We start from the raw sequence: 14,524 nt of genomic DNA, 5'->3' as shown, positions 1-14,524 counted from the left end.
CCCGTCCGGGCATTCAGCGGTCAAGCACCACGCGGGCGCATTGTTCAGCCACCTGGCGGAACGCGGCGGAAACCGGGTTCTTTTCAGGGTCTTCCAGGGCCACGGGACGGCCTTCGTCCCCCCCGGCGCGGGTGGAAATATCCAGCGGAATCTTGCCGAGCAGGGGAACGCCCAGCTTGGCCGCCTCCCGTTCGCCCCCGCCTTCGCCAAAGATGTGGTAAATCTTGCCGTCGGAGGGGCACTGGAAATAACTCATGTTTTCAATCACACCCAGAATGGGGGTCTTCACCCGTTCAAAGAGGCCTATGGCCTTGCGGGCGTCAATCAGCGCGACCTCCTGCGGGGTGGTTACCACCACCACGCCGTCCAGTTCGGCCGTCTGCACAATGGTCAACTGAATGTCCCCCGTACCGGGAGGCAGGTCCAGAATCAGGAAATCAACGCCGCCCCACTCCACATTGCGCAGGAACTGCTGCACGTAGCGGGTAGCCAGAGGGCCGCGCACGGCCACGGGATCAGCCTCATTGATCAGCAGCCCCATGGAGAGCAGTTTTACGCCATGCGCCGTGACGGGCAGGAACTCGTCATTCTCATTGGCTCCGGGCCGTTCCTTGGTGCCGAACATCAGGGACATGGAGGGGCCGTAAATATCCAGGTCCACCAGGCCCACGGAATAGCCCAGCTTGCTCAGGGCCACCGCCAGGTTTGCGGAAACGGTGGATTTGCCCACCCCGCCCTTGCCGGAGGCAACGGCGATCACGTGCCTGGCGCCGGGAACGGAGGATTTCCAGGTGGAGGGGTCGTCATTGACTCCCTTTTTAGTTTCCGGAGCTTTGTGTTCAATATTGACGTCACAATGCTTTACGCCGGGCAGATGCTTCATTACGCCGTGAACGCCTTCAAAAATGTAACGTGGGATATCCGCATTCTTGCTCTCAATCACCAAATCAATCGTGACGTTGTTTTCAGCGTCAATGTCGATCTTCTTCACCAGCCCGAAGGATACGATGTCGCGGCTGAAACCCGGGAATTTAACTGTGGTCAGCGCGGCCCGTATCAGCTCCGGAGTCAATTCCTGTTGTGTCGTCATGTGTCTGAAATACTAGTGGTTGCCATAAACATTCCGCCCCCGTGCCTCCGGAACGCAGCATGCGCCGGAATACAGAGATAGGGGGACGGCAAAACCGGGAAGCAAAAATACTCCCTTTTTTATTTTTGACAACGCCTAATTCAGACAATACGACTTTTTGCCTGCCGGATTCCCAGCCATCCGGATACCGCGAAAAAGCGGGACAACCACAGCCCCGCCAGCGTTAAAAAGAAGAAAAGACAGGGGGGATTATTCCCCCTGCTGCTTCAGCGTTTCCCGGATATCCTGGAGAGCGGCGATGAAATCATCCAGAATTTCCGCGGGAACCATGATCCGGTCCCGGTTGGAACTCACCTTTTCCGTAATACGCACCACTTTGCCGCGCGCATTCTGTTTAAGATCAAGAAAGAACGTCTTGCGTTCCGCAATGATTTTTTCTGTGCAAATAATATCGTCCTCCACGGCTGTAATCTTCCTCCGGTTGAATGAGGCTTTCAGGATAGAGCTTCCCTCCCGGCGGGTCAATGATTTATTGCCATGAAATCCCGGGTTTTCTCTTTCAACAAATTTTTATCTCCCTCTTTCATTCACCATGTTTCCTCATTTATACCTCTTTTCAAATATCCAAATTTCGATCGGAAGTGATTGAAAAAGAGTCAAATTTTCCCCCATAAACTTTAATATTTAGAGATAACGTTCGCGGCGTGTTTACACTGGTAGTTTTTGTTTCATGGTAGGGGCAACCATTGAACAAACACCATTTCATTACCATGAACAACACTTTCGATATCGGTGCCATGGACACCGTCTACCCCTTCATTCCCATGTACCCCAACGGACAGCCCCAGGGAAACTTCCTGGTCAACGGCCTCACCGCTCCCGTTCTCGTTCCCAAACGGACCGCTTCCTCCCCCTCCCGCCACGAATGGTTCGGATACCTTAAGGTCATGGCTCCCTCCACCTGTTTTCTCCACCTTCATGCCCGCTCCTCCATTTCCCTTTCCATCCCCGCCAAGGAGCTGGAACTTGCCACGGAGGCCGGCTCTTCCACCCCTCTCTGCCGCCAGCTTCATTTCGAACAGGGCTATTACTGGTGCCACATCGTCCATCAATACCAGCCTTCCTTGGGGTCGGAAGAAGAGTTCTGCATTGCCTTAATGTGCGACAAGGAAGGAGAGCCCGACCTGGACTATTACCTTTCAGAGGAGACGATGCCTCCCGGCAAGCAGGGAGAAACGGTGCTGACGCTGGTCAACCTGTACCAGGAAGAGGAGGAGGGGAACTCGTCTAGCAGTTCCTCGGCAGGGGGAGGAGATTCCTTTGAGTTTGACCCCAGGTCAAGTAGCAGCTCCAGTTCTTCTTCCAGCAGTTCCAGCTCTTCCTCCTCCAGCAGCTCGTCTTCCAGCTCCCAGCAGAGTTCCTGGGTTCCCGAGCTTCCGGATTCTTCTTCCAGTTCATCTCTATCCAGCAGCTCCAGCTCTTCTTCATCTTCCTCCAGCAGCGCTCCGTCTTCCAGCTCGTCGTCCTCCAGCAGTTCGAGTTCTTCAAACAGCTCCTCCTCGTCAAGCAGTTCTTCCTGGTCCTCGTCCAGTTCATCGAGTTCTTCGAGCTCCAGCTCCTCTTCCAGCAGCAGTTCCAGTTCTCTTTCCTCCTCTTCCAGTGCCCCGGAAGAGGAGGGATGTCCATGCCCCTGTTCCTGTGAATGTGATGAAGAAACTGATCAAACCAGTTGCGACAAGAATGGAGGAGCAAATTCCGCCGGTAGCCATCCCTTCGGCGGCAATCCTGATGAAGCCGATGATTGCCAGGGCATGCTCGAGGTGGACGGGGAAGGTTCGGGAGGCGGCAACACCAACTTTTTTGCCTCCTTCAGCTTCCGCTCCCTATCTAAGGGTTCTATTGGGCTTCGCTACAAGCATCCCCTGGAGTGGACCTGTGACTGGAATTCTCAAACACGCCGGTTAAGCGTCAGGCGTCCCACTGGGAGTTCCATCTCCTTCCAGGCGGTTGAAGGCAGTGCGGAGGCTCCCGTTTCCGGAAATTCCCGCAAGCTTAATTACAGAGTCCGGCTGCTTAACGAAGACAAATCCCCCTGTACCGAGGGGGAACCTACCTATCTGGACATGGTCCAGAGCAACGGACGCATCCTGCGTTTCTCGGCCGCCACCGGAAAGGTCGTCTCTTTAATCTCTTCTTGCGGCGTAGAAACCACGGCGGAGGACTATGCTCAAAAACTTCAGGTCAACCGCCATCCAGCCACCGGAGCCGTGCAAAGCATCTGGTCCCAGTACGAGGGTCTTCTTCAAGCCGTACCGGAAGACGGCAGACTTATCCTTCAATGGTATACTCCAGATCAGGTACAGAAGATATCCGGTAGCTTTATTGGAACTGGAACTCCTTATAAAACGGTCAGGTATCAGACGAGTGTGGAAAATGGAGTCAACGTGATGCACATCGCCGAGCAGAGGGAAGGCATGCCTATCTTCCATACGGAGCGGAGAGTAGAGGGCAGCCATGTAACCATCATTCAAGGCGAGGGTGACGAGCGACTCATACATACGATAGAAAGAAACCTACTGCCTGACGGGAAGTGGGAAATGATTGATAATAAACGCAGGATCAATGAGAAAACTCCTTCTTCCTGTACCCGGACGGTCAAGAAGAATACCGAGGGAGGCTGGCTGACCTTGAGCCGGACGGAAGGCTACAATACCCCCAGCCAACAAACAACGCTTTACACCTACAACGACCAGTTCCGGGTGTCTCTGGAACTCAAGCCCGACGGCGGTTATACGCGCTATGAGTATGACGAGCAGGGGCGGGTGACGCTGGAAGCTACTCCTTGGGCGGGAGGAGGTGAAAAGGGAACTCGCACGACATATGCCGACCTGCGCTTTAACGACTTCAGACCCGCCACGGAAACCGAAGTGGTCATTGCCGAAAACGGGGAAGAAACGGAGCTTCTTAAGCGCACCTACACGTATGAAGATACACCGCAAGTCAACCGCACTACGGTGAGAGAAGCCGCTTTGGGCTCCGACCAGGTCCATACGCGCGTGGAGGAGACTTATGGGGAAGAAGCCGAATACCCCTATGCCCGGGGGAGAAAGAAACTTCTTCAGAGTATCGCTGGCGTGCAGACCGTCTACAGTTATGAAGCCACTACGGACTACCGGGCCATCCACAAATTAACAACTACCATTCAGGCCAATGGAAGCATCATTCCGGGACAAAGTACTAGAAATGTGCAATACATCGCTGAAAACGGTACGGCCACCAGAAACGAACAGTATGTTCATACCGGGAAAGAATGGTCTCTGGTCTCATCGGAAGACTACGAATATGATGCGGAACTCAACTTGATCAAGGCCACCAAAGGCAACGGCAGAAGCAGCACGACGGAATGGATGTGCTGCGGGCCGTTGAGGGAAACCGACGAAGACGGCATCACAACCAGCTACGGCTACAATTCAGCCAAGCAGCTGGTGGAAACCATCCGCTCAGCTACTGAGACCACTCCAGAAACAATTACTTCCTACAGCTATGATGCGGCGGGAAGGACGATTGCCACGCGCCGCGACGTGGGGTCCATGACTACAGTGGAAAGGACAGAGTATGACGATCTTGGAACGGTCGTTTCTTCTATAGACATACTGGGACGTGTGACACGGACCCATTATAGTGAGGATCGGCTCACTACTACTGTGATTACTCCTTCCGGAGCCACTTTGATTACCAGAAAGTACTACGATGGCACTATTCTCTGGCAAGGAGGAACCGGCCAGCGCGAAACGGAGACCCGACTGGAACTAACCGGGGAAGGTATCCTGACCACCACCCTATCCAAAGGGGTAATTCTCTCCCGCTCTTTAACTAATGGTTTCAACCAACCTATACGGAAAGAACAACCAAATAGTCTTGGGAAATTCATCGCTACTAAGAATACTTATAATGACAAAAGACAGCTTACACGTATCCAAATAGATAATATGGCGCCCACCGTTATTACTTACAGTGAGCTTGGAATCCCTTTGAAGCAGGCCACTCTTCTAGACGAGCTTTATCCAGATGATCCTACTAAAAATCAAATCTCGAAAAGTATCACATACTATCGAGCTGGCGAAGACGGTATTTATCAAATAGAGACATCTACTAATCACAATGAACAAGGACTACCCCTTATTCAACACATAGAAAATATGGTTTCGCAGCTAAGTCCCATTTTGGAAGAGAAAACGATCGCGACGGATATCTACGGACAACGGAGCATCCACTGGACGGAATACACTGCTGCTACCCAACGCATACAATTTAGCAGCATACCCACTTCCAGTGTAGTAGCCGAAACTCGCATCATTGACGGATTCACCGTTAGTCAAACCAGCCACGCAGGCATTCATTCTTCACAGAACCGGTCCTACACTTCCGCGGGCATGATTCTAAAACAGACCGACTCCAGAGGCAATATCACGACGATTGAAACCGACCTTGCCGGACGTCCCGTCAAAAGTACGGACGCAGCCGGCAATCTGACGGCCACCAGGTACCAGCCTTGCTGCGATGCCGTGGCCCGCATCACCGATGCCTGGGGAGGTACTGCCTGCTATTCCTACGACGTACGCGGCAGAAAAACTGCCGCGTACGGCACTGCCATCCAGCCGGCCTGTTTCACTTACGACGAAGCCGATCATATGGTAACGTTGACTACCTTCCGAGCAGACGAAGGCGACATTACCACCGATCCTTCCGGCCGTACCGACGGGGATACCACCACCTGGCTCTATGACGAAGCTACGGGGTTGGAATTGAACAAGACCTATGCCGACGGGTCCTGTATCTCCAAAACCTACGACGGCCTCAACCGTCTAGAGACGCTGACCAAGGCGAGAGGGGTCGTTACCACCTACGCCTATGCTCCTCTCACCGGGGAACTCGTCTCCGTCTATCATAATGATGCTACTGCTGGATGGGAGTTTACTTATAACCACCTGGGACAAATAACCTCCATCCGGGACGCCTCTGGATTAAAGGAACTTTCTTATGACAATTATGGCCGCATGACCCAAGAGACTTCCTTTGGGACAGTAGAGAGCTGCCTCCAGGAAGAATACGATGCCATGGGACGTTCGGAAGGCTATCGCCTGATGCTCGGAACCCAAACCATCCAGTACTCCCATCTTGACTATGACTCCAAAGGTGCCATCATCGGGATGAATCTGGAAGGCCTGGAGTCTCCCTTCACGTGGCAGTATGATCCAACCAGCGGCTTTCTTAACCATCTTACTTACCCCAACGGCATGGTCCGCCAAAACACCTATCATCCCGAACTAAATCTCGTGACTGCCATCGGTTACAAGAAGGGAGCGGATGGTGAATTAGCGGCCTTCCATGAGTACAACTATGATGGTCTGATGCGCCCCACCCAACGACAGGACTCTTGGGATAAAGACTTACTGGCAACAATCCGAGATTTTACCTACAATGACCGCAGCGAGCTGGTCAAAGACCGTACCAGCAGAGGAGGAAGCTTTATATACTCCTACGACAACATCGGCAACCGTAAAACTGCCCGTGAACTGCAAAAAGAAATCTCCTACAGAGTCAATCCTCTTAATCAATACACAAACATCATTAACTCCCCTCTCAACTCTTCCTCCTCCACTCCGGAACAACAATTTTTTGACCCCGTCTATGATGCCGACGGCAATCAGATCACGATCAAAACTTCAACGGGAATCTGGAATGTTTCTTACGACGCCCATGATCGCCCTGTCCGGTTTACCAGTAAAGATGGACGTACCATTATTGCCTGCGGTTATGACTATATGGGACGTCGTTTCAGCAAAAAAGTGACTATCAACGGAAGTACCGTCAGCCACCTTTATTACCTATACCGTGACTACCTGCAAATAGCTCAGCTGGATTTAATGCACTCCCAGCCCATGTTGGAAAAGAGCTATCTGTGGGATCCCACCGAACCAACAGCCACGCGCATATTGATGACGCAATGGAAAAATGCAGCAAAACAAGACGAGCATCTCTACTTCATGCATGATGTGCTCAAGAATGTCACTTCTATCTTTGGAGATGATGCAGAGAGAAGAGGCCGCTATGAGTATGCACCCTTTGGAGACACTCTGACAGCACATGGGAAAATAGCTCAAAATAATAAATTCCGTTTCTCCTGTGAGTATATGGACGAAGAAATGGGTCTAATTTATTATAATTACCGCCATCTCAACCCACTCGATGGAAGATGGATCAGCCGTGATCCACTTACAGAAGAAGCAGGTGCAAATTTGTTTGTTTTTGTTAAAAATAATGGAATTAAAAACCAAGATTATCTTGGCCGTGATTTACAGTGGTGGATAGATGGCACCAAACACAATGCCAATTTAGTATGGCAGGGAACTAAGCGTACAGCAACACTGACTGTTGAAAAAATTAAAAAAATAGACAGAGAATACAAGGTTGTCAATAGAGCAACAGGGGTATTACAAGTAGTTGGAGGAGGATTTGAAGCAACTGCAGGAGCAATTGGCATTTTTACCCCCGAACCTGTAACAACAGCTGGAGGAGTAGTTCTGTTTGTCCATGGGAGTGATGTGGCAAGTACAGGTATTCGTGTGATTATTACCGGCGAATTTGATTCGACAATGACTTATAAAGCCATAGTTCAAGGCGCTGAATCTGTAGGAGTTCCAACGGAAGCGGCAAATAGCATTGCTGCTGGTGCAGAAGTAGCTTTAGGAGCTAAGGCTTTTACTACGCCGGCGACAAAATGTTGCCCAAAAGTATTAGTTGAATCTACTGAGATTGAAGTGACAACAGTCTCACGATGGGGATCGGATCTAACCCCAAATTCATGGGTAATGGAAGGCACTCCAACCGTATGGAATTATATGTGGTCCGGAAAATGGCAGCCAGGTTTGAAAAATCTATTTGCACCTGTATGGAACGTAAGAAGCTATGTGGTTCCTAAAAGCTCTCTTTCGTGTCCTACTGGTAAAGGACTTGATGGATTCTTCAAACGACTTCTTCCTGCTAAACAAAGAATTTACACCCCTCCAAAAAACTAATGTTAACTATGATTTACAATATAATATATCAATCATTATTTTGGTTTCTAATTCTCATAGGGACTTTAGTTATCATTTATAATTGGATTATTTTTATCAAAAGATATATCTTAAGAAAGACTAATGCATCATGGATTCCTCTGGTAGGAGGTGTGAGCATCTGCATAGCATTTTCCCTGCCGGCTTATAAAAGTCTTAATGACATCGCGGGCATTCCTTTAATTTTGGACTATGGATGCTCATGGGGGTTTATTCATACATTTATTTTTTATATTTACCTGGCTGTGAAGGGCGTATTTAAAATGTTGATGAAAAAACTACGTTAAAATAGTTTTATGGCGAATAAGAATATATCTAAGCAGATAAAGAACCTTAAAATGAACGACAGGTTAGTAAACCTTATATATGTTTATCCAGTTTCAAGAGCTGTTCAATATGACAGTATTCTTTTGCAAGTATGGAGCAACCACTCCAGAAGGCTTGGTTAGCTTAGAGCGATGTTGTTTGAGGATGTCTTATGCATGGAGGGCAGGTCTTTCCAACTCTTAAGGCCGTTTATGGCATTCATAGAACTGGATGAATGAATCCTCAATTCCCTGCATCCTCGGCTGATGTTGGTGAAGTATTCGGCCGGTTGAGTGCCTAAACGCGCCAGTGCAGGAGGCTGTTCATCGCTTTCATTTGATTCTTTCTATGATATTTATTGGATAAGAAGATGTAACTATATGTTTAGAAATAACATATTATCTTCCATAACGGAAACAATAGAAAACAATGTAATTACTTCTTTCTAATAACCTTTTCACTCTTTTCCATGGGAGAAATTCTTACCTCGTTTCTGGAAAAGAGACAGCCTCCTTAATACGGAAAACCTTTCAAAGAATTTATCCAAGCACCAATATCAAAACGGCTTTCAGCTCCCTGGAGGACGCGCCGTCCATCAGCATTCCGCGCGCCATCTGGCCTGCTCCGTCTTGTAGAGCTTGTACGTGACGGCGTCCGCCAGGGCTTCCAGGCTGGCCTCAATGATGTTGTAGGAGACGCCCACCGTAGTCCAGGTAGCGACGCCGTCCGAGGATTCAATGAGCACGCGGACATTGGAGCCGGTGCCGTTTTCTTCCGCCGCGTCCGGAATGTTCGTCCGGGTGGGGGAGAGCACGCGCACCTTGTAGTCGATCAGGTGCATTTGCTCCAGTTCCGGGTACCAGCGCGTCAGGGCGCGGCGCAAGGCGCGGTCCAGCGCATGCACGGGGCCGAAGCCGCCGGCGGCGGTATGCTCCACGTTGCCGTGGACGTCCAGCTTGAGGGAGGCTTCCACCATCATGTCCGGATCCATTTCATGGCGGGAGGTAAGAACCACGGTGCGCAGGATGTTGAAGTACGGCTTCAGGGCGCTGTCCGGCATGTGCCGCAGGAAGAGCAGTTCCGCGCTGGCCGGAGCGGCCACATAGTCATATCCCAGCGCGGCGTTTTTTTTCACGGCGGCGGAGAGCACGTCCAGCAGGGGGTCTCCCTTTTCCAGTTCAAAGCCTAAGGTGCGGGACAGGGAGAGGATGTTGCTCTTGCCGCCCTGCTCCGTCATCAGCACGCGCTGGGCGTTCCCCACCAGGGAGGGGTCAATGTGCTCGTACAGGGCGGAGTCCTTCATAATGGCGCTCACGTGCACGCCCCCCTTGTGGGCGAAGGCGGCGTTCCCCACAAAGGGCTGCCGGCGGAAGGGAGCCAGGTTGGAGACTTCCGAAACGAAGGCGGCGGTCGATTTGAGCCGCGTCAGAGAGGCGTCGCTGAGGCAGGAAAAGCCTTCCATCTTCACCTGAAGGTTGGGAATGACGGAGCACAGGTTGGCGTTTCCGCAGCGCTCCCCGATACCGTTCACAGTCCCCTGCACCTGAATGGCTCCGTTTCTGACGGCGGCCAGGCTGTTGGCGACGGCCAGTTCACAGTCATTGTGGGCGTGAATGCCCAGGGAGGCCTGCGGCAGGCGTTCACGGACCGTCCGGATGATGGCGCCGATTTCCTCCGGCATGGCGCCTCCGTTGGTATCACACAGGACCAGGCAGTCCGCTCCGTGCTCATGGGCGGCGCGGAGCACGGCCAGAGCGTATTCCGGGTCCCGCTTGAAACCGTCAAAAAAGTGCTCCGCATCAAAAAAGGCTTCTTCCAGATTCTTTTTAAGGTAGGAGATGGAATTGCCGATGATTTCCAGATTCCGCTCCCGGGAGATGCCCAGCGCCACTTCCACATGGCGGGGGCAGGATTTGCCGAAGATGGCGGCCACCCGGGCGCCGCAGGAAACCAGGGCGTTCAGCGTAGGGTCCGTCTCCGGAGTGTGGGCGGGATGGTGCGTGCTGCCGAAGGCGGCAAGCTTCGCTTTCCTGAGTTCCACGTCCTTCATGGCCTTGAAAAATTCCGTCTCCACCGGGTTGGCGCCGGGCCAGCCCCCCTCAATGTAGTCCATACCCAGATAATCCAACTGCCGGGCGATGCGGACCTTGTCCGTCGCGCTCAGATTGACGTCTTCACTCTGTGCGCCGTCGCGCAACGTGGTATCGTAGAGAAAGATTTTGGTGGACATCGCCTTTGTTCATACATGCAAATACGGTTCCATTCAAGACCGGGGCCCCGTTTTTTCCCTGATGCAGACACGAAAAGCATGAAGCTTGAAGGAGTGCGGCGCTTCCGTTAGGATACCCCCATGCGGTCTCTGCGGCATTATTTTCTCCCCCTGATTCTTTTTCTTTTCTGTTCCCTGCCCTTTCCGGCGTCTTCCTCCGGCCATCCTTTTCTGGACAATTCCCGCCCCATCCGCTGGAGCCTTCTGACGCCCGACCGCCTGGAACCGGATATCCGGGAAGCCATGCGCCTCACGCAAGCCGCCGTGGACCGGATCAGCCGCCTCCGGCCGGAAGAGATGACTTATGAGAATACCTTCCAGGCGCTGGAAAATAGCAATGCCCCCCTGCTGGAAGGCATGCGCAAGGCTTACGTCCTGAAAAGCCTGTGCGACAGCGCGGAACTCCGCAAGGCCATGGATTCCGCCGCTCCCCGCGTCTCCGCCTTCCTTTCCTCCATCACCAAGAACCAGGCCCTGTGGAACGTCCTGAAAACCGCGGAATCCCGGCTGCGGACGGCTAACCTGGACCCTGAACAGAAACGGTACATGGAGCTCACCATGCAGAGCTTCCGGGACAACGGGGCGGACCTTCCCCCGGACCGGCGCGCCCGGCTTGAAGCCATTGACCGGGAACTTGCCCTCGCTACCCAGCGTTTCAATAACCTGTACATGGATGCGCGGAAAGCGTGGTCATGGACGGTGCAGGACGCCTCCCTGCTGGAAGGGATAGACCGGACAGCTCTTCAACAGGCGCAGGATGAGTTCAAAAAACGGAATCCCGGCCACTCCGGCCCGGGCTGGACCTTTACCCTGGATTCCGCGGCCGCGGCCCGCGTGATGGAGAAGGCGCGCCGTGAGGAATGCCGGAAGGAGCTGTGGGAGCATTTCCAGACCGTCGCCACTGGGGCCTGTGACACGGAGCCGGTCATCCGCGACATTCTTGCCCTGCGTGCTGAAAAGGCGCATTTGTGCGGGTATGGAACGTATCCGGCTTATGCCCTGCGGGAGAGCATGGCGGGGAACGGAGAGAACGCCATGAAGTTCGTGAATGAGCTGCTGGACAAGGTAAAAGCCCCCTTTTTCCGTGAAATGGAAACCCTGCGCCGCCTGAAGGCCCGTCTTACGGAACAGGAAAACGCCCGCCTGAATCCCTGGGACATGGCGTATTACGCCAGCCTTCAGGCAAAGGAGCAGTTCCGGCTGGACCCGGAAGAACTGCGCCGTTACTTCCCCCTCCCCCGTGTCATGAAAGGCCTGTTTTCCCTGGCGGAACAGTTGTACGGCATCCGGGTGGCGGAGGTTCCCGCCGGGAAGGGCGCCGGAGCCGTGGAGCTCTGGAATCCGGACGTCCGTTTCTTCACCATAGATGATGAAAAGGGCAACCGCCTGGGGTCTTTTTACCTGGACCTTTTTTCCCGCAGCAGCAAAAGGGCCGGAGCATGGATGAACGCCCTGGATACGGGGAGCCCGTCCACGCGAGAGAACCCGGGCAAGCCCCGCCTGGGCATGGTCTGCCTTAATATCCAGCCGCCTGCGGGAGACGCCGCACCGCTTCTTTCCCATCAGGAAGCCAGGATTTTGTTCCATGAATTCGGCCATTTGCTCCACCTGATGTTCACCAGGGTCTCCATCCCCTCCCTGGCCGGCACCAGCGTACCGAGGGATTTTGTGGAAGTCCCCTCCCAGTTCATGGAGAACTGGTGCTGGCATCCGGACGTGCTGAAAAGCTTCGCGCGCCATGAGAAAACGGGGCTCCCCATTCCGGAGGATATGCTGCGCGCCCTGGAAGCTTCCCGCGGCAACACGCCCGCCATCACCCTGGCGGGCCAGCTCCTGTACGCTAAAACGGACCTGGCCGTGCATCTGGAGCCGGAGCGCTTCGCCGCCGGCCCCCTTGACGGCGTGGACGTCGCCGTAGCCGGAGATATGGATTATTTCAAGGATTTCAAACGTACCGGCAAGCTGCGCACGGCCCGTCATTTGTTTTCCTCTCCCGCGGGCTATGCCTCCTTTTACTTTGCGTACCGCTGGGCGGAAGTGCTGGACAAGGACATTTTTGAAGCCTTTGAACGCGCGGGAGGACCGGACAGGGAGACCGCAGGAAAATTCCGGAAAGCCATTCTGGAGAAAGGATATACGGTCCCGCCCATGCAGCAGTTCACTGAGTTCATGGGCAGAAAACCGTCCATGGACGCCATGCTCCGCAAAAGGCGGCTGTCCTCCTGACCGCAGGCGTGCAGACGCCCGGAAAGCGGCTGCCGCGGCAGACACATTCCGCAGTCAACATATTATACATTTGTTCAATTAAATTATCCGTTCAATATGCACATGTTACGGATATTTCACGAATAGCAGAACACATCTTTGCGTTGACTTTATGAGAAAAAGAAGCAAAATTCGCCTGCTCTGCCGCATCTTCCGGCACCAGTTGCAACCAACCGCATTTCATTTATGTACAACAAGCCTTTGACGATTGCCGCCACAACCCTGCTCCTGTGCTCTCCGGTGATGATTTTAACGTCCTGTGAAGGAAAAAAGGACGCCGCAGGCCAGATGCCGTCGCTCGTTCCCGAAGTGCAGGTAACCAAGCTGGTGACCAAGGATGTTCCCATCAGGCAGGAATGGGTGGGTACCCTGCGCGGCACGGAAGATGCTGAAATCCGCTCCCAGGTGACGGGCTACCTTCTTTCCAAGGATTACAAGGACGGCGCCTACGTCAAAAAAGGCCAGGTACTTTTCCAGATTGACCCCCGCCCGTTCCAGGCGACGCTGGACCAGGCCCAGGGGCGCCTGGAACAATATGAAGCCACGCTGAAGAAGTACAAGCTGGATGTGGACCGCTACACGCCGCTGGTGAAGACCGGTTCCGTCAGCCGCAAGCAGCTGGACGACGCCCTGCAGCAGGTCCAGGAGACGGAAGCCGCCATCGCCACGGCCAAGGCCCAGGTGGATGAAGCGAAAATCAATCTTAAATTCACCACCATCACGGCCCCCATTTCCGGCCTGGCGGGCCTCGCCACCCCTTCCATCGGCAACCTGCTGACGCCCTCCAGCCCCAACCCGCTGACCACCATTTCCGCCATTGACCCCATCCGCGTGGACTTCTCCGTGAGTGAACAGGATTTCCTGAACTCCATGGACAGCAACCTGACCAAGCAGAAGCACCTCAAGTTTGACGTGATCCTGGCCAACGGCACGGAATTCCCCATGCAGGGCGAGCCCGTAGCCATTGACAGAAACGTGGACGCCCAGACCGGCACGATCAACATCGTAGGCCACATCCCCAACCCGAACCTGACGCTGCGGCCCGGCATGTTCGTCCGCGTCCGCGCCACGGTGAAGACGCTGGAAAACGCCACGCTGGTGCCCCCGCGCGCCATCCTGGCCGCCCAGAGCGCCAAGTTCATCATTTACCTGGATGACAAGAACATCCCCCACATGCAGGTGGTAAACCTCGGCCCCGTCGTTGACGGCATGCAGGTGGTCAACATCGTTCCCATGCCGCACTCCACCTTCACGAAGGACAGCCCCATCGTGGTGGAAGGTATCATGCAGGCGGCCAAGGTCCAGGGACAGGAGCCCGTGAAGCCCCTGCCCTACAAGCCCGTGGTTTCCCAGCCCGTTCTTCCTTCCGTGGGCGCCCAGTCCTTTGAGAAGGCCAAGACGCCTGAAGGCATGAAGCATGACGAAGCCCAGCCGGCCGCCAAATAACCACCCCTTTCCGGGGAAGTCCCGTACCCC

6 protein-coding genes are annotated in these 14,524 nt (G+C 53.7%); 3 read left to right on the top strand and 3 right to left on the bottom strand.

The window, feature by feature from the left end:
- Positions 1-13: 13 nt before the first annotated feature.
- Both ABGM91_RS09935 and ABGM91_RS09930 read right to left on the bottom strand, forming a co-directional pair.
- A complete protein-coding gene (locus ABGM91_RS09935; RefSeq protein WP_354831970.1) occupies positions 14-1,090 on the bottom strand; it encodes a P-loop NTPase in 1,077 nt (358 codons plus the stop codon).
- Between the two features lie 249 nt (positions 1,091-1,339).
- Positions 1,340-1,552 carry a DNA/RNA-binding protein gene (locus ABGM91_RS09930; protein WP_012421062.1) on the bottom strand — a complete coding sequence of 71 codons (213 nt, stop codon included), beginning with the start codon at positions 1,550-1,552 and terminating at the stop codon, positions 1,340-1,342.
- Positions 1,553-1,860: 308 nt separating this feature from the next.
- Between ABGM91_RS09930 and ABGM91_RS09925 the strand changes: the two genes are divergently transcribed.
- Positions 1,861-8,169 (top strand): RHS repeat-associated core domain-containing protein, encoded by a 6,309-nt coding sequence (locus tag ABGM91_RS09925; RefSeq protein ID WP_354831966.1) that lies wholly within the window; start codon positions 1,861-1,863, stop codon positions 8,167-8,169.
- Positions 8,170-9,109: 940 nt separating this feature from the next.
- Here ABGM91_RS09925 and cimA read toward each other — a convergent pair.
- On the bottom strand, positions 9,110-10,744 hold the full coding sequence (gene cimA / locus ABGM91_RS09920) for a citramalate synthase (RefSeq protein ID WP_354831964.1): 1,635 nt from the start codon (positions 10,742-10,744) through the stop codon (positions 9,110-9,112).
- 120 nt (positions 10,745-10,864) lie between these two features.
- Between cimA and ABGM91_RS09915 the strand changes: the two genes are divergently transcribed.
- Both ABGM91_RS09915 and ABGM91_RS09910 read left to right on the top strand, forming a co-directional pair.
- The gene (locus ABGM91_RS09915) at positions 10,865-13,009 is read left to right on the top strand and encodes a M3 family metallopeptidase (protein ID WP_354831961.1); all 2,145 of its coding nucleotides are present in this window, start codon (positions 10,865-10,867) and stop codon (positions 13,007-13,009) included.
- Between the two features lie 225 nt (positions 13,010-13,234).
- Positions 13,235-14,494, top strand: coding sequence for an efflux RND transporter periplasmic adaptor subunit (locus ABGM91_RS09910; protein WP_215427866.1), 1,260 nt, complete (start codon positions 13,235-13,237; stop codon positions 14,492-14,494).
- The last annotated feature ends 30 nt before the right edge of the window (positions 14,495-14,524 follow it).

This window comes from Akkermansia muciniphila, from assembly GCF_040616545.1.
Classification (GTDB): Bacteria; Verrucomicrobiota; Verrucomicrobiia; order Verrucomicrobiales; family Akkermansiaceae; genus Akkermansia; species Akkermansia muciniphila_E.
Note: the sequence above shows the minus strand (reverse complement) of the source record. Positions and strands in the feature narration are given on the sequence as shown.

Coding starts and splice junctions, on each gene's coding strand:
- cimA (WP_354831964.1), bottom strand. CDS start 10,744: ATGTCCACCAAAATCTTTCTCTACGATACCACGTTGCGCGACGGCGCA.
- ABGM91_RS09910 (WP_215427866.1), top strand. CDS start 13,235: ATGTACAACAAGCCTTTGACGATTGCCGCCACAACCCTGCTCCTGTGC.
- ABGM91_RS09915 (WP_354831961.1), top strand. CDS start 10,865: ATGCGGTCTCTGCGGCATTATTTTCTCCCCCTGATTCTTTTTCTTTTC.
- ABGM91_RS09935 (WP_354831970.1), bottom strand. CDS start 1,090: ATGACGACACAACAGGAATTGACTCCGGAGCTGATACGGGCCGCGCTG.
- ABGM91_RS09925 (WP_354831966.1), top strand. CDS start 1,861: ATGAACAACACTTTCGATATCGGTGCCATGGACACCGTCTACCCCTTC.